Origin of the sequence: Thermococcus onnurineus NA1 (genome assembly GCF_000018365.1) — an archaeon.
GTDB classification, from domain to species: domain Archaea; phylum Methanobacteriota_B; class Thermococci; order Thermococcales; family Thermococcaceae; genus Thermococcus; species Thermococcus onnurineus.
Genome location: NC_011529.1, coordinates 432,200 through 450,818, shown reverse-complemented (window position 1 = coordinate 450,818; position 18,619 = coordinate 432,200). Strand labels below are relative to the sequence as shown.

The window sequence follows — 18,619 nt, the reverse complement described above, 5'->3', positions numbered from 1 at the left end:
GAATGCTTGAGGTAGCGCTGAAGGCTTTATTCCTCCTAATTTATGCGACCTTCGTCGGGTTCATGTTCATGGGAATAATCAGGAAAGTGAGCGCAAGGATACACAGAAGGGTAGGACCGCCAATCTATCAGCCCATACTTGACACCATCAAGTTCTTCGGCAAGAAGGAGAACATTACCCACGGATTAATCTACGACTTCGGCATCATCTACGCCCTTGGAGCTACGGTACTGGCTTTGTTCTTCATCCCGCTGGGAAGCGTCAGCATACTCAGGGCCTACGGGGACCTCATCCTCATCACCTTCCTCCTCGAGATACCGATGCTGGGAATAATGTTCGCTGCAATGAGCTCAGGAAACCCCTATGCAGGAATAGGCGCCCAGAGGGCCCTGCTTACTATGCTGGCCATTCAGGTGCCCCTCGGCTTCGCGATAATAGCACTCGCAGAGTTTTACGGAACCTTCAGCACCTACGAGATAGTCATGGCTCAGCAGATCAGCGGATGGAGTATAATACACCTGCCGCTCCTCTTAGCCGCCATAGCCTACGACATCGTCCTTCAGGCAATGTTCGGCAAGGAGCCCTTCGACATCATGATTGCACCAGGTGAAATCTCCCTCGGTCCGATGGTCGAGTTCGGCGGAAAACACATGGGGATACTCCAGATACAGCACGCCATAGCCCTCTTCGCGGAGACGCTGTTCTTCAGCAACATATTCCTAGGCGGAGCAGTTATTACTGCCTTTGCAAGCCCGATACTGAACACCATAGCCAGCCTTGCAATACTCCTCGTCAAGCAGATAGCGGTGCTCCTCATAGCGGTATTCGTCAGCACGATATTCCCGAGGTTCACGATTGACCAGGCGGCCAAGTTCTACTGGAAGTGGCCGACCATCATAGCCGCACTCGGAGCGATACTTGCAAGCCTGTGAGGTGATGAAAATGGTGGACTGGAGACTCTTTGAACCTCTCTTTAATTATGCGAGAAAGAAGAGCCTTTGGATTGTGTCGTTCTGTACCGGATGCGGCGGTATAGAGATGCCGCCCCTCATGACGTCAAGGTATGACCTAGAGCGATTCGGTATGATACCGGACCCGAGTCCAAGACAGTACGACCTCTTCCTCATCACGGGCTACGTTACGCCAAAGACCCTCAAAAGAATCATAATCACCTACGAAATGGCACCTGATCCAAAGTACGTCCTGGCGCACGGCTCCTGCCCGCTCAACGGTGGAATCTACTGGGACGCCTACAACGCTATCAAGCACCTCGACAAGTACATCCCGGTCGATGTCGTCATAGCCGGATGCATGCCGCGGCCAGAGGCAGTCATGGACGGAATCCAGAAGATAATGGAGATGATTGAGAACGGAACAGCAGACGGATGGAAGAGGTACAAGGAGAACTACGAGTGGTACAAGAAGAACCAGGACGAGCTCTTCGGCGAAGGATGGCGTGAGAGGGAAGCCAGAAGGTGGATCCCATGGCTGGTGGACAAGAAAAAGGAGGAGTGAACGAGATGGGGGAAGTTAAGTGGGAGAGAGAGCAGATGCTCGTTGACAAAATCCTTGAAAAAGCCCCCTACGCCGAGGGCAAGGTGCGGCGCGAACGGAGGATTGAGTTCAGCATTCCGGCAGACAGGATAAGGGACTTCCTCATGCTGCTCAGGGATAACGACTTCGAGCTCATGCTCCAGATAACGACCGTCGACTGGCCCAACGACGGTGAGCTTGAGCTTATCTATCAGATGTGGAGCGTGACCCACAGAACCCACGCCATGGTCAGAACACGGATTCCGAGGGATCTCGATAAGGCAAGGATGCCAACCGTCAAGGATATCTACCCTGTGGCTGAGACCTACGAGAGGGACGCCCACGACTTCTTTGGAGTCTACTTCGAGGGCAATGAGAAGATGGAGATGCCGTGGATCCTCGACGATACCGAGCAGGGGCTCTTCCCGCACAGAAAGGACTTCGACATGCTGACCTACGTGAAGAAGAAGTACAAGCTGCTCGACAGGTTCGATGAGGATAAGGACAACTACGTGATTTGAGGTGAGAGTTATGGTTTCACAGAATGAGCTCATTCGGGAAGCGAGAGAAAATGGGATGGATCTGCTCCCAATCGATAAGGACACTTACGAGTTGTTCTTTGGCCCACAGCACATGGCTACTGAGAACTTCAGCATAATCCTCAAGATGGACGGTCACAGGGTTGTGAAGGCTATAGCCAACCCCGGCTTCCTCCACAGGGGCTTTGAGAAGCTCGCCGAGTACAGGCCGTGGCACACGAACATAGCGCTCCTCCTTAGAATCTGTGTTCCAGAGCCAGACGTCCCCGAGGCAATATACTCAATGGCCGTTGATGAGATAATCGGCTGGGAGGTTCCAGAGAGGGCTCAGTGGATTAGAACAACCGTCCTCGAAATGGCGAGGGTTTCCGCATATCTGTTCTGGATAATGGGTCTCAGCTTCAAGCTCGGTGTCTACACTGCCGGTCAGTGGGCTGCTGCCTACAGGGAGAGGCTGATGGCCCTCTTCGAGCAACTGACCGGTGCCAGGGTCTATCACATATACACCATCCCCGGCGGTGTCAGGAGGGACATTCCGGGCGACAAGTGGCTTCGCCAGCTCAAGGACACCGTCGAGTACATCAGGAGCAAGTTATCAGACTTCGACAACCTTGTCTTCGAGAACTACGTTGCCCACAGGAGGCTTGAGGGAATTGGAGTGATGGACAAGAAGTTTGCCCTCGCCGAAGGCGTCACTGGGCCAAACCTCAGAGCCACCGGCGTTCCCTACGACGTGAGGAGGGCAGATCCATACCTGCTCTATCCAGAGCTCGACTTCGAGGTTCCCGTCCTGAAGGAGGGCGATGCCCTCGCGAGGGCTTTGATAAGGCGCTTCGAGCTTGAGCAGGATCTTTACATCCTCGACCAGCTCCTCGAGATGGGACCGCCGAGCGGACCGTATAAGGTTGAAGATCCCAAGCTCAAGAATCTCCCGAGGTTTAAGGTTCCGGCTGGAGATGCATTTGCCCACGTGGAATCAACGAAGGGCGACTTTGGTGCCTATGTCGTCAGTGATGGAAAGCACAAGCCGTACAGAGTGCAGATAAGGGGCCCAAGTATAGCCCACGGAGTCAGGGTTCTCGAGCAGCTCTTGGTTGGAGCAAGAATAGCCGACGTCCCCGTGATATTGATGAGCCTTGACAACTGTCCACCAGACATTGACAGGTGATGAAAATGGAGGTTGATTTTAAGGTCGCCCCAGAGGAGAAAGTCAGGAAGAAGCCATCATTCATCAAGCCCTGGATGGGCCTCAAGTACCTCTTCAAGAAGCCCGTTACTATCAAGATACCCTACGAGAGGGTACAGATAGCTAAGGACTACAGGGGATTCCACACCCTAGACTGGAAGAAGTGTGTCGGCTGTAACTTCTGCGGCCAGATATGTCCGGCGAGGGCAATAGAGATGACCTGGATAGAAGTGGATGGCAAGATGGAGAAGAGGCCACATCCAAAGATAGACTATGGCAGGTGTACCTTCTGTGAGTTCTGTGTCGACGTCTGTCCACCTGGAGCGCTGGGCTTCATCGAGAACTACATCCTCACCACCGAGTGGAAGGACGAGGAGCTGGAGCTCTTTGACTGGGTTCCAATCCATCCAGACAAGTTCAGGGAGATAAACGAGAAGTTCCCCGACTACAGATTCCCGGTGGAGAAGATAGAGTTCAACAAGGAAACGAAGGAGGTCACCTACTACCTGAGAGACGGAGAGGTCATGAAGTTCAAGATACTCGGCTACGGCATCAGACCGCCGAAGCCACCGACAAAGCCTGCTCAGAAGGCAGCCGCAAAAGCAGCGGAAAAGAATGATACCAAGCCTGTTGAAAAGCCCACTGAGAAGAAGGAAGCTGGGAAGATAGAAGAAAAGAAAGAATGAACCTCTTTTTCCCATTAATTTCTTGCCATTTTTTCGAAATGATTTTAAGAAGTTCGTGAGTTATTAATTTGGTGGAATTCTATGGCAATAGACGTCAGAAATGAAAAGAACTTCGGTCTCTGGGGATCAATCTTAGCGCTCGTCGCGGCGTTTATGGGAGCAATACCCTACATCGGCGTCTTTGGAAGCACGCTATCACTGATTGCATTCATACTGGTCTTGCTCGCCCTGAAGGGAATCGGAGATAAGGTTGGTGATGAGAGGCCTTTCAAGTATTACCTCTACAGCGTCATTGTGGCCATTGCAGGAGTAGTATTCGCAATAGTTCTCATCTTGATTGGAGCAATAACACTGCCGAAAGGCGGCATGAATGAGCCCTATGAGACATTCGGTATAGGGATGGTTCTGCTCGGCATCATACTCATAATCGCCGTGTTTATACTGGCAGTATACTTCCAGAAGCAGGCGTGGGAGGTCATGTACGAAATAACCGGGGTAGAAGAGTTCCAGAAGACCGCCAAATGGCTCTGGTGGGGTGCGTTAACACTCATAATACTCATAGGCAGCATCCTGCTGCTAATTGCCGCAATCTACCAGATAATAGCGTTCTCCAACATGCCTGAGGAGCTTGAGTTCAGAGGAACGTACAGGAGTCCCATCTACTAATTCCTTTTTCTTTTCTCAAAAATTGAAAGATCAAAGGAGCCTGTCAAGGATTATTGCCGTCAATGCTCCAACCGCCATGCCTGACTCAAGTATGCTGGAAACTATCTCCGGAAAGTGGGCGAGGAATTCTGCCGGAAGCTGCGGTGCTCCAAGGCCGGCTACGAGAGCTGCAGCCAGTATAAGTGTGTTTCTGTCGTTGAGCTCGACCTTTTCGGTTATCAACCTAAGCCCTGTGACGCTTATCATGCCATAGAGAGCCAGGGTGAGACCGCCGAGCACTGGGGCCGGCATCGATGCCAGAACCCCCGCAAACTTGGGAACCAGCGACAGAAGGATTAGAATGACTGCACCGACCTGAACGACGTGCCTGCTCCCGACCTTTGTCAGGGCAACGACCCCTATGTTCTCCGAATAGCTCGTCGTTCCGCAGGCCCCCAAAAGGCCGGCTATCGAGCAGGCCAGACCTTCACTGCCTATACCTCGGGCTATGTGCTTCTCCGTTATTTCCGAGCCGGTAACGGTCGCTATGGCATGGTAGTCGCCGACGCTCTCGATTATGCTCACCATGAAGGCGAAGAGCAGGATGACAACGGCCGTCGTATCAAATATAGGCTCACCCCAGGGAAGAAGCTTGGGCAGGCTGAATGCTGGAAGGTTCTTCACAAGGTCGAAGTTGGCTAGGCCTATGGGGATACTGACGAGGTATCCCACCAAGGCACCTATGACAACGGGCATTGCTTTGAGGCTGCCCTTTGCCTTCAGTGCGACGAACACTGTTGTGAGGAAGGTAACCCCCGCGACGATGACGGAGCTCACGACGGTGCTTCCGCTTGGGTCGGCATAAAAGTTGAGGAAGTTCTTGACGGCAACGCCCGCCAGGCTGAAGCCTATGAGCATTATTGTAACTCCTGTGACGAGGGGTGTGAAGAGCTTTCTGACCTTGCCGATTATACCGAGCCAGCCTATAGCCGCCTCAATCAAGCCCCCCACGATAAGTGCACCCTGTACAGCAGCCATGCCAATACTTGAGCCTATCGCTATCAGCCCTGGGATGAAGGCAAAGCTCGAACCCTGGACTATCGGGTAGCGCGAGCCTATCGTTGTCTGCAGGAGCGTCGCGATACCCATAGTCAGAAGAACCGCCTGTATCATGAGGGCAACCTGGTCGCCGCTGAGACCTATTGCACCGCCCACGACCAGCGGAACAGTGACGGTCGCTCCAAACATCGCCAGAACGTGCTGAAGGCCAAAAACCAAAGCTTTTGAGGGCTCAACTCTATCCTCGATCCCAATCTTCAAAACCTTCTTCCTTTCGAACTCCCAAGCTTCCATTGAAGCCCGCTCAAGCTGTATCAAAATTTGTTTAAAAAGTTTTCGGAAATGAGCTAAATAGACAAAAACTTGTTAAAATCACCATCCCTGCACCTTTGAAAGAACGTCATCTGGAACCTTACCTTCCTCGACGTCGGCTATCGCCTGCTCCAGCCTGTTCAAACCTTCTTCAAGCACATCTTCCTCTATCGTTAGTGGCGGCTGGATCCTCAGCACATTGCCCTGGAGGAACGCCAAAACAAGGCCGAGCTCGTAGGCGCGCCATACAACTTTTCTTGCCTCCTCATAGGCCCTCTCCTTAGTATCCCTGTCCTTGACGAGGTCAACGCCGAGCATCAGTCCAAGCCCTCTGACATCACCGATGAGTTCATGCTCCTCTTTCATCTTCTCAAGACGCTTTTTCGTATACTTTCCGAGCTTTTTGGCTCTCCTAAGAAGATCTTTCTCTTCGATTTCCTCGATGACTGCCAAGGCCGCTCTGCTCGCCACTGGGTTGCCGCTCAGCGTGAAGGTGTGGCCGAGCGGTGGCAGGGAGTCCATTATCTCGGCCCTTCCGATTATCGCACTTATAGGTAAGCCGCCACCGAGGGGCTTAGCGAGGGTTATTATATCCGGCGTAACGCCGAAATGCTCTATCGCGAACCACTTTCCAGTCCTACCCAGTCCGCTCTGCACCTCGTCCACCACGAGGAGAATGCCGTGCTCATCGAGGATGCGCTTGATTTTTTTGAAGTAGCCCTCCGGCGGCACTACCATCCCGGCGTCGCCTTGTATGGGCTCGGCAAAGAGTGCAGCCGTTCCCTCTGCGTAAACCTCTCCCTCAAACTTCTCTTTCAGATACTCAACACACTCCATGTGGCAGGTCCTCGGCTCCTTGCCAAAGGGACAGCGGTAGCAGTTTGGGTAAGGAATGTAGTGAACTTCACTTAGCTCTCCTGCGATGGAGCGGACCTCAAGTTCCAAACCGGTGACACTCATCGCCCCATACGTTGCCCCATAATAGCTCCTTAGGTAGCTGAGGATGTGACGTCTCCCAGTGTAGGCCCTCGCGAACTTTATTGCCCCATCGTTGGCATCGCTTCCGCTGAGACCAAAGGAGATTTTAGGATTCTCTATGGGGGAAATCTCGGCGAGCTTTTCTGCCAAGAGCAGGGGCTCGACTGGAAAGCCGTAGATGAAGGTGAAGTGAATCAGCCTATCGGCCTGCTCTTTAACGGCATTCACGACGCGCGGGTTGTTGTGGCCGACGTTCTGGACAGCAGCGTTGCTCAGGAAGTCTATGTATTCCCTCCCCTCGATGTCCCACACTTTGGCGTTTTCAGCCCTCACTCCGACTATAGGGGCGTAGGTAACGCGCGCTGCCTTGGGAAATACCCTTGAATACCTCATGATTATTTCATCCCTCTCCATAATCTCGCCTCCAATGCTATACACGTTGTAGAATTAATAGTAATTTCGCCCAAATTTTGGTGAATTCGCAGAAAAGCTTAAGACCTTAATGTCGAATTGACAGAATAGGTGGTTGCATAATGCGGGAGAATGAACACCTTGACGAACTCGATAGGATGATACTCCACATCCTCCAGGAGGACGGGAGGGCGAGCTACTCGGAGATAGCGAGGAGGCTCAGAGTACCTGAGTCGACGGTAAGGCTCCGCGTGAAGAAGCTCTTGGAAAGGGGAATCATAAGAAAGTTCGCGGCACTGATAAACCCATTCAAGGCGGGCTATAACATAGTGGCATTCATAGCCGTTGACATCGAGCCAAACAAAATAAAGCAAGCAGCGGAAGAGCTAAGCAAGCTGCCTGAAGTTGATGTTCTCGGCATAGCCACAGGAGCGCACGACATACTCATGCAGGTAACGGTGAAGGATTTGCAGGAGCTGGAGAGCTTTCTAATAGAAAAGCTGGGAAAGATCGAGGGAATAAGGAGCACGGAAACATCAATCCTGACGAGCGTCCGGAAGTGGGGCTACGCAAGGGTGTTTTAGGTGACCCTCTCAAGACCGTTTTTCTTTACTATGTAAGTGTCCTCGTGCTTTATAGTGCCCTGTGGAATCATGAGCGGCGGGTGGATTATTGTGAGAACCATATTCTCTTGTACCTTCGCGGCCCTCTGTGGGACGACGATGGTCGTTATCGGCGGTTCCTCGATTAACAGACCGACTCCGTGGGTGTAGCCAGCTATGTAAGCATCATCGAAGCCCCGCTCCTTAAAGAAATTCGCAAGCTTCTTCTCCACGGAAGCTAAAGGGACACCAATCCGAGTCTCTTCAAGCGCCAGCTTGTAGGCCTCTTCCTTGACCTCGATTGCCTTCTTTACACTCTCACCAGGGTCTCCAATCACGAAAGTCCTCGCCATATTGGCATAGTAGTGGTTCCAGTCGGCACCTATAACGACGGTAACAACCCCGTTCTCGGGAACCTTGAGGTCGCGGAAGGGTTCGGCATGTGCCCTCGGTGTCGTTGAAACGTAGACCTTTGGATCCTCAGAGCCGTTGAGCATGAGCTCGCGCATAACCTCGGCCGCTATCTCGAGCTCGCTCATGCCAGGCTTTATAACATCCTCTGAAACCTTCATACCCTTCTGGGCTATCTTTCCAGCTTTCCTGATATTGTCGAGCTCCCATTCATCCTTTATCATCCTGAGGCCCATCGTGAGATCAAGGATATCCACTATCTCAACCGTTGGATTGAGACGCTCGAATATCTTGAGGAATATGAGATATGCGTCCCTTTCAATGCCGAACTCAAGACCGACACGCTCCATGCCGTTGCGATGTATCCAGCTCACAACACCAGCCATAAGGTCCTCGACCTTCTGGAACTCGACGACATTTTCTATCCAGCTCTTTCTTTTGAAAAGCTCCGCCTCTCCCTTGACAACGTAAACTAATGGTTCGCCCTCGGCAGGGATGAAGAGGCTCGGACGGAGCCATTTGGTGCCGGTGAAGTAGATGAAGCTGGAGAGTGTCCTTATGACAGCACCATCTATCTCGTTCTCCCGGAGCAGTTTCTGGAACCTCTCCACACGCCTTCTGAATATCTCCGGGTTTCCTCTAATCATTCACACCACCTTAATAACAAGGAACGCCATCTCTAGGCTCCCAGAGTTAGAAACCGTGTGGGGAACGTCCTTCGGCAGGTATACAAGGCTTCCTTTCTTAACCTCCGCCCTCTCGTCGCCAACTTCCACAATGCCCTTTCCTTTGATGACGTAGATAAAGGCATCCACTGGCGTTGCATGCCTTTTGAGAGCCTCACCCGGCTTCAGTGTGATGTGGAATATCTGAGCCTTCTCCATCGCGACTAGCTTTCTGACATCGACACCATGTGGGTTCTCCATCATCTCAGCATTTTCAACATTGACAACAATCATTTCAATCCCTCCAGTCAAGCAGTCTCTTTTCGCCATCAATCTTTTTATACTCTGCTATGTCCATAGTCATCTCCAGCGTCCCGAGGTAGTTGCCGTTCTCATCGAACAGCGGCACGTATTTGATGTAAACATACTTCGGCCCCATTCGTATCCAGAAGGTGGCCTCTTTCTTCCTGCCCTCTTTGAAGGCCTTGAGGATTTTGTTCACGATGTGGACGCTCTTGGGCGGATGGCAGAGCTGGACAGGTCTTCCGAGCACGGAAGGGGTCCTAACGAATATCCTCTCGCCCGGTGAGAAGAACCTCACGCGGTCGTCCTTGTCTATGAAGGTCACATCAACCGGAAGGGCCTCGAATATTGCCTTGAGTTCCTCGACGTTAACGTAGCCGGTTCCAAGGTCTATGTCGCCCTCACGTTTGAGTTCAGCTTTGTCAAACTCCAGAGGTTGACCCTTCAGGGCCTGTTGAACTTCCTTTGGAAGCTCAAGGAGCTGTTCAACGCTCAGCTCGGGATCAATCTCCCATGGGTGAAGCGGCTTTACATTCTCACCGGGATCCCACATGGGAGGGTTCACCTTGTAATAGCCAATCTCGTCTTCCTGCTGGCGGATGGCCTTCCACTCTCCCTCCGTGAGGAGGGCTTTGAGGGTCGGATAGTAAATGTTGTTCTCCCGGAAGACCATGTCACTAAGGGCGAATGAGGTCTCACTTGCCTTGGCCTTGAACTTCTCCACGAATTCCTCCCAAGACATCTCTTCTCTTCCCGCTAGAAGTTCAGCAAGGCGCTTAATCATGAATCTTATCTCGTCGTGCTTTGTCCAGAGGACAGTGGCTATTGCAGTTAGACCCCTTCTCTCGATGTACGGGAACGTAAGCATCTCCTCGCGATTGTAGTGCGTGAAACCGACCTTCCTGAGGTTGCCCACTATCTCCTCCAGAACGCCGAGGATTTCTTTCCTCATGCGCTCGTCCTTGGTGTTGACCAGTGTCGAGGCGTAAAGGTTAAGCATTTCGGCGTCCTTCATTATCTCCTTGTTCTCCTCGTAGAGAGTCCTGAGCGGATGTCCCTCTGGAAGATCCTTCTCTTCGAGCTCGTCAGTACCCGAAACTGCCTCGCGGAAGAGCTCGACATGGATGTCGCACATCTTGGCTATCTCCTTGGCGGAGATGCCTTCCTTCACCAGCTCCTGCTCGATGAGCGGGATTTCAAGGGGGGAGATGCTACTTAAGGCTGCCTTAAACTCGGCCTTCAGCTTGTTTACATCTTCTCCCTCGTGTATCTTTTTGAGCAGATTCTTGAGCTGCTCCTTCTTATACTCCCTGTTGTTCAGTAACTCGGTCATCTTAGTCACCTTCATGACATATGTCATAGGTGGCGCTTATAAGTATTTCTGGACATATCTGGGCATAGAAAACTAAACAATCCTGACCAGCAAAGCTTATATGTCGAGTGTCATACATTCGAACGGTAAGCGAAAATGATGCTCGATGTTGGGGGTTTGAAACCACCCCAACCAGCGGTTATGATCCTCGAGAGCTTCGGGAAGCTCAAGGTTGGTGATATCCTTGAGGCGATAGGTGACAGGCCCTTCGTTGACCTGATTCCCAAGTTAGAGAAGGCAGGATACAACATTGAAGTTAGAGAAGTCGGCGGTTTCTTCGTCCTCAAAGTTACGAAGACCGAAAGCTCAAAGGAATTTAAATGGAAGTTAAAGAGTGCGACGATAACTTGGATGAGATAATAGAAGACACCAACGTGGCCAAGCTCCTCAGGGCATATCCTCAATCCCTTGAGATACTCGTCAAGTATGGCTTCTCTCCGCTCCAGAACCCGGCAATGAGGAAAACCTTAGCCCGGACGGTGACCCTTAGGCAAGCCAAAAAGCTTCTCGGTATGAGCGACGAGAAATTCGAGAAGATGATGGAAGAACTTAAAAAACTGGAGAAGAGAGATTAATCGAGCTCTTCTACCAGAGCCGCCCCTTCTTCAATCTTTATCCCTCTGTTGAGCATATCCTTTAGATCCTTTTCTGGGTCTCCGATAAGCCTAAGGTCAAACTGCTTCCTCAGGATTTCGAAGACAGCCGGGGTAAGGAACTCCGGCGGTTTTGGACCGATGTAGATACCCTTTATTCCGAGGTAGAGCAGGGAGTAGAGGATGGCTATCGCCTTCTGCTCCATCCAGCTGAGAACTATGCTGACCGGGAGCGAATTCACGTCCGTTCCAAGCTCGCTCGCCAGGGCCACGGCTATCTCGATTATGGAGTAGACGTTGTTGCACTGGCCGAAGTCGAGGAAGCGCGGGATTCCGTCGATGGTGCCGTAGTTCCTTGCGTTGTAGCGGAACTTACCGCAGGCGGCGGAGAGTATTATGGCATCTTCCGGAATCAGCTCGGTGAGCCTCTCGTAGTACCTCATGCCCTTGTGTGGCGTGTCACAGCCGCCAACCACGAATATGTGCCTTATCCTGCCCTCCTGGATCAGCTCTATCAGCTTGTCCTTCATTGCCAGCACGTTGGTGTGGTGGAAACCCGTGAGGAGCTTTCCTCCCTCTATCTTCTCCATCTTCGGTGTTTCAAGGGCGCGCTTGATAAGCGGCTCGAAGTTGTAGTCCTCGATGTGAGGAACTCCCTCAAGGCCGGCTATTCCAACTGTGAATATTCTGTCCGCGTAGGCCTTTGTCGGCTGCTGCACACAGTTGCTCGTACCCAGTATGACCCCTGGAAACTCCGCGAACTCCTTCCTCTGATAGAGCCACGAGCCACCCCAGTTGCCGTAGAGCGACTTGAACTTCCTCAGCTCTGGATATGCATGAGCGGGAAACATTTCTGCGTGGGTGTACACCTTAATTTCATCTTGCAGTCCCATCTCCTCTATCTGCCTCAGGAGCTCGTAGAGTGCCTTATAGCTGTGGCCGGTGACTAATATACCATGCCCGTCAGCAGTTCCAGTGGGGACCTCTACCGGCTCCGGCCTGCCGAAGGTCTCCACATAGGCTCTGTCTAGGAGCTTCATGGCCTCTAGGTGAATCCTTCCGTTCTCAAGAATGAGTCCAAGGAAGCGGTTTTTGTCGAAGTTGACGTTCGTCAGGGTAGAGTATAGGGCCTCGGCAAGGAAGTGGCCAATCTCTGGATTGTCGTAGCCAACCTCGAGCGCGTGGTAGTAGTAGGCGGCGGTGCCCTTTATTCCATAGAGCAGCGCTTCCTGAAGGGAGTTCAAGTCCGGATCTTTTCCGCACACGCCCCTAACGGTACAGCCACCACTTAGGCTCATCGAACACTGGTTGCAGAGCATCCCAACACCTCCAGACAACTTCATCACGATCCCTCCTATGACACCTGTCATATACTTCGAGTTATAAATGAAGATACCTTCATAAAAAGTTTGCGGTTTCTTAACCTAAAAGGCCATATTTACATAGCTGGAAAGAAAATATTCGGGACGCATGATTGTATTAACTGTTACATCATGTTCTAATTTTTGAAGTAGATGTTTTCGACTTTCTCGCCCACCCAAAGTATATATGACACGTGTCATTACATTGTAATCTCCAGAGAACCACGAGTTATGACAAAGAAAATGTCCGTTTAATCCAACCTAAGGCTTGGCCTAAATTCGACCAAAAGTCTTAAATATTCCGTGCGTCATACAAGGGTATATGAAAACGAATGCTTTCGAAGTTGCTTCACGCTATGTCTATCCCTCGCTGAGGCGCAGGCTTGTAGAGATACTCAGGGAGAAGGGACTCAAGCAGACACAGATAGCGGAGCTTTTGCACATTACCCAGTCTGCCGTTTCTCGATATCTGAGGATGGACAGGGGGGCTTTAATAGACGTTGCCCAATTCCCAGACATAGATGATGGCCTCAAAAAGCTCGCCGAGGAGATAATCCAGAAGAGGCCTACCGAGTACGAAATCCACTTAAGGCTAGTTCAAATCTCACTGGAGATGCTGAGCAAAGGTTACGTCTGTTCTTTCCACTCTCAAATTGATCCTGAGTTGAACCCTGCCCAGTGCAGGGTCTGCCTGGAGCTGTTCGGTTAGCCGAAAGTTTACGCTGAGACTAACACAACATTTAATATGTTTCGACGTGTATCTTAACTGGGTGATTCTCATGAAAAGGGCACTTGTAACCCTCACTCCACCCGAGAGCAAAAGGTTGATAGCCAAAGCGGTAGTGGCCATGGAAGAAGTCCAGCACGCCCTTAAGCACGGCTTTGTCTACATCGCGACCGGAACAACCGCAGCTTATATAGCCGAGGAACTTCTCGGGGAGAAAATCGAAAAGGAGAAGTGGACCGTTGGAACAATAAGCAAAGGCAGAACGTGCGTTACCCCCAAGAATACCTGGCCGAAGCATCTCGTCCTCTACAAGGGGAAGCCCTTTGAGGGCGAGCCGATAGAAGCTCTGAAAGAGATGGGGCCGAAGGACGTCTTCATCAAGGGCGGAAATGCGATAGACGTAAACTGGAATGTGGCCGTCTTTGCCGCCGCCCCAGACGGAGGAACGATAGGCAAGACCTTTGGCTGGACGATAACCAAAGGAGTCTTTACGATAACGCCCATAAGCCTGGAGAAGTTCGTACCCACTCCAGTCGAAGAGAGCGCCAAGCTCACTGGCATATATTCCTTTGACTGGGGTACAGGCCTCTACGCGGCTCTGGTTCCAATCCCCCATGCTCACCCAGTGACGGAAGTTGAGGCATACAGAATACTTGCCGACGTTGAGGCAATACCAATCGCTGCCGGAGGTGCCGGTGGAGCCGAGGGCAGCGTAACACTCGTTCTTAAAGGAGAAGACGAGGCCATGGAAAAAGCCAAGGAGATAACGAAGGCCGTGAAGGGTGAGCCATACCTCAAGCCGTACACAGAGGACTGTGCCGTCTGTCCCTTCGCGAAGATATGTGGGTTAGGAAGCGGAGCTTTCTGAGGTGAATCCTGATGAAGCGGGCTCTCGCTTTGGTTCTTTTAATTCTCCTTTTAGCTCCACTCGTTCTTGCCGACGAGTACGAAGGGGAAGAAGACGAATACGAGGCTGGCTACACCGCCTTCGCCGTAGTCGGTGTGGCGATGATTGCTACTGGAGTAGTTTATTACTCCCTAACCAAGCGGAAACTTCTGATAATTCACAAGAAAACGAGCGAGTGGGGCTTCGAAATAAAGCCTGAGCAGCCTTACGTGACGGTGTTTGGGCCGATTTATCCACTTACGATACACCATGCCCTCACGATAACAGGTACCCTTTTGGTGTTCGTTCACTTCTTCTCGTGCGATAATTACTCAGGTCTCGCTGGAATAACCGGTCTCAGCATGGCCATAACACTTGTTCTGCTGAACGTCAGCGGCTTTGTTGGACGCTACATTCACGGCAAAGTAACAGTAGCTGCAAAGAAACACGACAGTACCATGGCCAAGAAGTTCGTCAAGATACTGGGGAACTGGAAGAAGGTTCACATTGCACTGGCGGTAATATTCGCGATACTGCTCCTCATTCACCTCAACGCCGTTGATTGAAGCTTTTTTCAAGAATTTCTTTTTAAGCCCCCTTTTCTACATCTTTATTGGGGGGTGAGTCATGGACGAGCTGGAGATGATCAGGAGAAAAAAGATGCTCGAGCTGATGAAGAGGACTGGAATGATAGAGGTCAAGTCAAAGGGGCCGAAGGTCGTCATTGAGGTTATTACCGCCCCAGGCTGTCCCTACTGTCCAATAGCAGTCCAGATGGCAAGGGAGCTCGAGAGGAAGTATAACGGCGTCGTTGCAAGAGAGCTGAGTGTTGCAACGCCAGAAGGACAGAGAAAGGCTATGGAGCACAACATCCTAGGAACTCCCACCATACTGATAAACAACAGAGTAGAGTTTATAGGCGTGCCGAACTTTGGGGAGTTCGAGAGAAAAGTAAGGATGCTGCTAGGCCTACAGTGAGGCCCCCGTGAGAACCCAGATCCCTATCGCTATGAGCAGTATCCCTGCTATCACGGACAGCTCCCTGCTGTGCCTCACCATCGCCTGGGAGAAGCGCTTGCTCTCTGTGACGCTTCCCATCGCCAACAGTATGACCACCAGCGGGAGCACGAAGACGAGGTTGTAGAGCGCAAGCAGGAGAAAAGCGAGCGTTTTTCCGCTCTTTGAGATTATTATCGCATAGACGAGATAGCTCCCGGCAGAGCAAGGAAGGAGAGTCGTCGACACTATAACACCGAGGGTAAAAGCTCCTAAGAGTGTCGCGTCGCTGCTGAATATCTTCTTCCTGAGGCCGCTCTTACCAAAAACCCTAGACCTCTCCATTAATCCAGTAACGATAGTATAAAGGCCGAAGATTATGGCCGCAACGCCGGCAGCCCAGAGAGGCAGGCGGCCAGCGAAGTAGAGAAGGCCAACGCCCAGAAGATAGTATGAGATGTATACGGCCGCTATGAATGACGCCCCAACGATGTAGAGCCTCCTCCGTGAAATCTCTCTAACGGAGAGTGCTATGAGGAGCATGGTGTAGATGACAAAGGTGCACGGGTTTATGGAGTCGCTCATTGCAAGCGTGAAAAACTGGGGGATGAAGTGAGTTAAACCGAGTGCCCAGAGTGCTAAGGAGCTTATCCCAAAGGAAGTTAGTAGGATGATAGCCAACGCCTTTACTTCACTCCTCATGGTAGTCACTCCATCCCATAACTTTTTGTGGATTTCTAAAACAAAAAGTTGAGAACAAAAGGTCAGCGCCTTCTCCTCAGGAGAACAATGGGAACTATCACGAGAACGGCCATTATTCCCGGACCGCACACTTTGTCGTTGTTTTCGCTTGTGCTTGTGGTTTCATCTTCAGACGGCGTGGAAGTTGTAATCTCTGAAGTCTCAGTTGTATCAGCCTCGGGAAGCCTGTGCTCGACATATATAGTCTGGAGCTTCTGTATGATTGTCTCGTTCTTAATGATGTAAGCCTGGCCGGCAACAAAGAGGATAAGCCCGTTGTTCTCCATGGCAGCCTCTATTATCTCGGGCGTCGCCGAGACGTTAAACTCTCCCTCGATTATAGCGTAAAGGGTTCCGTTGTAGGTTATTGCTACCGCAGGAACTCCCATAATGCCTGTGTATTTGTACTGCTCGCCGAAGAGCTTCTGGTTCTCCTCATTGTTCACGAGTTCGTAATAGGTCAGACTTTCGGGGCCATAGATTTCTGGGATGAGCTTTTTCATGTTCTGGCAGTGCGGACAGGTGCTCATGCCATACATGTAAAAGTGAACTTTGTTTGAATCTATCTGGGTTTCGGCCACTGCGTAGGAGAGCAGCGAAACTGTCAGGAGGAAAAGCAACAGTAAAGCAGTCCTCCTCATTTTCTCACCTGTCAGATACTTCTCGTGGGAGGTTATAAACCTTGGCCGCGGAAAGCTTAAATCCTCCAAAGCCCAAAAATTGTGGGGATAATCATGCAGGAGTGGTATCGCTCTCGGGCGCTCTATGAGGCGGTCCTCAAGCTTGTTGATTCCGGAAACTTCGAAGAAGCCGTCAAGATGACGGAAGATATACCCGACAAAGGCATCAGGGCAAAGGCCCTCTCACGCATTGCTGTCGTGCTGGCAAAGAGAGGGGCCGATTATAGGGAAGTCCTGGAAAGGGCCATAAAATCCGCCCTCGATATAGACAACCGTGACGAAAGCACCAAGGCTTTAATGAGTCTCGCCTTTGAGTTTCTGAACCTTGACAAACCCGAAGAGGCCATGAAAATAGCCAACTACATAACTGACCTTTCAAACCGCTCGAAGATACAGGCTGAAGTTGCGCTAACCCTTGCCAAAGCAGGTAAGATCTCCGATGCAATGGGAATTATCAACAGTATCCTTGATGAAGACGTTAAAACATGGGCAATGTCTCGGCTCGCGAGCCAGCTTTAGCTTAGACTTGCCTATTTAGGACATTCTATTACCTGGTTTTAACATGTATACATCCACAAGGCTTTTTTAGGCTCACCCGTTTCCCGTTCGGGTGAGAAAAATGAACGGTGGAGAGATAATAGGACTCCTGGGAATGCTACTGCTGGTCAGCTCGTGGTTGCCTCAGACCATCGAGACCGTGAAGAAAAAACACTGCCCGCTGAACCTGAAGTTTATCGTAATCTACGTTGTAGCGGCAACACTGCTGACGATATATTCCTATATAATAGGAGATTGGATATTCTTTACCCTGAACTTCCTGTCTGCACTTCAGAGTGCAATAAATCTCGTGGTGAAACTGCTCTACTCATGACTTTTATTTTCTTCGTAGAGGCCTACCGGCTCTCCCCACTAGATAACATGACCCCCAATGGCCTTTTCCAACTCCCTTCTCGTTGCCTCGGGCTTGAGGTTGAGTTCTGTGTCAAGGGCATAGACCTTGAATTGATAGTGGTGCACCCTGTGTCCCCTCTGTGGACATGTCCGCTATAACCTATCTTTCCGAAGTCATTCACTCCTTGGACGACGTGGATTGGGGCATCGACTTCTCCCATTGGTGGGACTAATCACAAGGCTCTTGGCCCTTGAGTCAATGTGGCCAATGAATATCGGTGGGTTTACGTTTTCGCCGTCGCAGGTGAATTCCACCGGGATGAAATCCCCGTTGTGGAAGACGGAGCCTATCTCCAAATCCATTCTCACATCCCAATCTTCGTTATTGGGGGATAGACACCCACCGGCTGAGAGCAGCAAAACCGAAACCAGCACGAGCGCAACTATCCTTATATCAGTGAATAGGTTTTCAAACATAAAAATGTTTTGGCCCAAAGATTTGTTAATGACAATAGCAGTCACCCATCCTACGGCTAAGGTTTTAAGTCTCCCAAGAGTATCACATTCGATGCTCTATGAGGGCGCTCTGGGAGAGAGAAATTAACGCGGGGGAGATAGTTGTTTCACCAAGACCCGTCTGGAAGTGCATGACCTGTCCCATGTACGGGAAGAGGCCGAGCTGTCCCCCGCATGCCCCGGACTGGAGGGAAGCCAGGGAGTGGGTGAGCCACTTCAGAAAGGCACTCATCATAAAGTTTGAAATTGACATGGACGATTTTGAAGCCGAGAAGAGAAAGGCCATCCTCTACCTTCTCAAGCGCGAAGAAGAGCTCTTCAAGGAGGGCAAGATGTACGCAATGGCACTCTTCCCGGGCAGCTGCAACCTCTGTGACGACTGTACCTTTGAGAGGGGAGAGCCCTGCAGGATGCCAACGAAAGTGAGACCGTCGGTAGATGCTATCGGCATAGAGATCAGCCGGCTCGTGGAGATAGACTTCTCCGAAAGCGTTTTGTACGGGATGCTGTTAGTTGAATGAGGTGG

Annotated in this window: 25 protein-coding genes and 1 pseudogene; 16 read left to right on the top strand and 10 right to left on the bottom strand. The window is 51.1% G+C overall.

The features are described from left to right. Nucleotides 1-2 precede the first annotated feature (2 nt). The 6 genes from TON_RS02540 to TON_RS02515 all read left to right on the top strand — a co-directional run bounded on the left by TON_RS02540 (nt 3) and on the right by TON_RS02515 (nt 4,610). A complete protein-coding gene (locus tag TON_RS02540) occupies nt 3-932 on the top strand; it encodes a respiratory chain complex I subunit 1 family protein (protein WP_012571448.1) in 930 nt (309 codons plus the stop codon). Between the two features lie 10 nt (nt 933-942). Further along, a complete protein-coding gene (locus TON_RS02535; RefSeq protein WP_012571447.1) occupies nt 943-1,515 on the top strand; it encodes a NuoB/complex I 20 kDa subunit family protein in 573 nt (190 codons plus the stop codon). Nucleotides 1,516-1,520: 5 nt separating this feature from the next. Further along, nucleotides 1,521-2,054 carry an NADH-quinone oxidoreductase subunit C gene (locus TON_RS02530; RefSeq protein ID WP_012571446.1) on the top strand — a complete coding sequence of 178 codons (534 nt, stop codon included), beginning with the start codon at nt 1,521-1,523 and terminating at the stop codon, nt 2,052-2,054. A 10-nt stretch (nt 2,055-2,064) separates the two neighbouring features. Beyond that, nucleotides 2,065-3,240 carry an NADH-quinone oxidoreductase subunit D gene (locus TON_RS02525; RefSeq protein WP_012571445.1) on the top strand — a complete coding sequence of 392 codons (1,176 nt, stop codon included), beginning with the start codon at nt 2,065-2,067 and terminating at the stop codon, nt 3,238-3,240. 5 nt (nt 3,241-3,245) lie between these two features. After that, nucleotides 3,246-3,944, top strand: a complete 699-nt coding sequence (gene nuoI / locus TON_RS02520; protein ID WP_012571444.1) for an NADH-quinone oxidoreductase subunit NuoI — start codon at nt 3,246-3,248, stop codon at nt 3,942-3,944. A gap of 81 nt (nt 3,945-4,025) precedes the next feature. Then, complete coding sequence (locus tag TON_RS02515) at nt 4,026-4,610, top strand: DUF996 domain-containing protein (protein WP_012571443.1); 585 nt, start codon at nt 4,026-4,028, stop codon at nt 4,608-4,610. Nucleotides 4,611-4,640: 30 nt separating this feature from the next. Here the strand turns inward: TON_RS02515 and TON_RS02510 are convergent, their stop codons facing one another. Next, nucleotides 4,641-5,942: a uracil-xanthine permease family protein gene (locus tag TON_RS02510; protein ID WP_012571442.1), complete on the bottom strand. Its 1,302-nt coding sequence runs from the start codon at nt 5,940-5,942 to the stop codon at nt 4,641-4,643. A 78-nt stretch (nt 5,943-6,020) separates the two neighbouring features. Then, nucleotides 6,021-7,352: a leucine/methionine racemase gene (locus TON_RS02505; RefSeq protein ID WP_012571441.1), complete on the bottom strand. Its 1,332-nt coding sequence runs from the start codon at nt 7,350-7,352 to the stop codon at nt 6,021-6,023. Nucleotides 7,353-7,471: 119 nt separating this feature from the next. On the opposite strand from TON_RS02505, the gene TON_RS02500 reads away from it, so the two are divergent. Beyond that, nucleotides 7,472-7,933, top strand: coding sequence for an Lrp/AsnC family transcriptional regulator (locus tag TON_RS02500; protein ID WP_012571440.1), 462 nt, complete (start codon nt 7,472-7,474; stop codon nt 7,931-7,933). On the opposite strand, the gene TON_RS02495 is transcribed toward TON_RS02500, so the two are convergent. Genes TON_RS02495 through TON_RS02485 form a run of 3 tightly spaced genes read right to left on the bottom strand, consistent with a single transcriptional unit; the run spans nt 7,930 to nt 10,663 of the window. Next, nucleotides 7,930-9,006 (bottom strand): M24 family metallopeptidase, encoded by a 1,077-nt coding sequence (locus tag TON_RS02495; RefSeq protein WP_048055143.1) that lies wholly within the window; start codon nt 9,004-9,006, stop codon nt 7,930-7,932. The genes TON_RS02500 and TON_RS02495 overlap by 4 nt on opposite strands. A 3-nt stretch (nt 9,007-9,009) precedes the next feature. Next, nucleotides 9,010-9,321: a cupin domain-containing protein gene (locus TON_RS02490; protein WP_012571438.1), complete on the bottom strand. Its 312-nt coding sequence runs from the start codon at nt 9,319-9,321 to the stop codon at nt 9,010-9,012. A gap of 1 nt (nt 9,322) precedes the next feature. Continuing rightward, a complete protein-coding gene (locus TON_RS02485; protein WP_012571437.1) occupies nt 9,323-10,663 on the bottom strand; it encodes a DUF438 domain-containing protein in 1,341 nt (446 codons plus the stop codon). Between the two features lie 180 nt (nt 10,664-10,843). Here TON_RS02485 and TON_RS10555 point away from each other — a divergent pair, with 180 nt between their 5' ends. Beyond that, entirely contained in the window at nt 10,844-11,062 is a 219-nt protein-coding gene (locus TON_RS10555) for a hypothetical protein (protein ID WP_012571436.1), read from the top strand. After that, on the top strand, nt 11,050-11,277 hold the full coding sequence (locus TON_RS10550; protein WP_048055035.1) for a DUF1858 domain-containing protein: 228 nt from the start codon (nt 11,050-11,052) through the stop codon (nt 11,275-11,277). Before TON_RS10555 ends, TON_RS10550 begins: the two co-directional genes overlap by 13 nt. Here TON_RS10550 and hcp read toward each other — a convergent pair. Next, entirely contained in the window at nt 11,274-12,638 is a 1,365-nt protein-coding gene (gene hcp / locus TON_RS02470; RefSeq protein WP_012571434.1) for a hydroxylamine reductase, read from the bottom strand. The genes TON_RS10550 and hcp overlap by 4 nt on opposite strands. Nucleotides 12,639-12,978: 340 nt before the next feature. Here hcp and TON_RS02465 point away from each other — a divergent pair, with 340 nt between their 5' ends. The 4 genes from TON_RS02465 (at nt 12,979) to TON_RS02450 (ending at nt 15,247) form a co-directional block, all read left to right on the top strand. Further along, the gene (locus TON_RS02465) at nt 12,979-13,365 is read left to right on the top strand and encodes a transcriptional regulator (protein WP_012571433.1); all 387 of its coding nucleotides are present in this window, start codon (nt 12,979-12,981) and stop codon (nt 13,363-13,365) included. Between the two features lie 70 nt (nt 13,366-13,435). Then, nucleotides 13,436-14,251, top strand: a complete 816-nt coding sequence (locus TON_RS02460; protein ID WP_012571432.1) for a hypothetical protein — start codon at nt 13,436-13,438, stop codon at nt 14,249-14,251. 11 nt (nt 14,252-14,262) lie between these two features. Then, nucleotides 14,263-14,835, top strand: coding sequence for a hypothetical protein (locus TON_RS02455; RefSeq protein WP_012571431.1), 573 nt, complete (start codon nt 14,263-14,265; stop codon nt 14,833-14,835). A 61-nt stretch (nt 14,836-14,896) separates the two neighbouring features. After that, nucleotides 14,897-15,247, top strand: a complete 351-nt coding sequence (locus TON_RS02450; protein WP_012571430.1) for a thioredoxin family protein — start codon at nt 14,897-14,899, stop codon at nt 15,245-15,247. Here TON_RS02450 and TON_RS02445 read toward each other — a convergent pair. Together TON_RS02445 and TON_RS02440 are read right to left on the bottom strand one after the other, a co-directional pair. Then, entirely contained in the window at nt 15,239-15,967 is a 729-nt protein-coding gene (locus TON_RS02445; protein ID WP_012571429.1) for a cytochrome c biogenesis CcdA family protein, read from the bottom strand. The two genes, TON_RS02450 and TON_RS02445, sit on opposite strands and share 9 nt — an antisense overlap. 62 nt (nt 15,968-16,029) lie before the next feature. Then, complete coding sequence (locus tag TON_RS02440; protein WP_012571428.1) at nt 16,030-16,647, bottom strand: CGP-CTERM sorting domain-containing protein; 618 nt, start codon at nt 16,645-16,647, stop codon at nt 16,030-16,032. Between the two features lie 93 nt (nt 16,648-16,740). Here TON_RS02440 and TON_RS02435 point away from each other — a divergent pair, with 93 nt between their 5' ends. Both TON_RS02435 and TON_RS02430 read left to right on the top strand, forming a co-directional pair. Next, entirely contained in the window at nt 16,741-17,205 is a 465-nt protein-coding gene (locus tag TON_RS02435) for a hypothetical protein (RefSeq protein ID WP_012571427.1), read from the top strand. A 100-nt stretch (nt 17,206-17,305) separates the two neighbouring features. Beyond that, nucleotides 17,306-17,557, top strand: a complete 252-nt coding sequence (locus tag TON_RS02430) for a PQ-loop domain-containing transporter (protein WP_012571426.1) — start codon at nt 17,306-17,308, stop codon at nt 17,555-17,557. A 38-nt stretch (nt 17,558-17,595) separates the two neighbouring features. On the opposite strand, the pseudogene TON_RS10710 reads toward TON_RS02430, so the two are convergent. Together TON_RS10710 and TON_RS10705 are read right to left on the bottom strand one after the other, a co-directional pair. Further along, a pseudogene (locus tag TON_RS10710) lies at nt 17,596-17,712 on the bottom strand (YbhB/YbcL family Raf kinase inhibitor-like protein); the annotation flags it as partial. Between the two features lie 39 nt (nt 17,713-17,751). Further along, entirely contained in the window at nt 17,752-17,940 is a 189-nt protein-coding gene (locus tag TON_RS10705) for a hypothetical protein (protein WP_187146233.1), read from the bottom strand. 212 nt (nt 17,941-18,152) lie between these two features. On the opposite strand from TON_RS10705, the gene TON_RS02420 reads away from it, so the two are divergent. Then, nucleotides 18,153-18,614, top strand: a complete 462-nt coding sequence (locus tag TON_RS02420) for a DUF2284 domain-containing protein (RefSeq protein WP_012571423.1) — start codon at nt 18,153-18,155, stop codon at nt 18,612-18,614. Nucleotides 18,615-18,619: the final 5 nt, after the last annotated feature.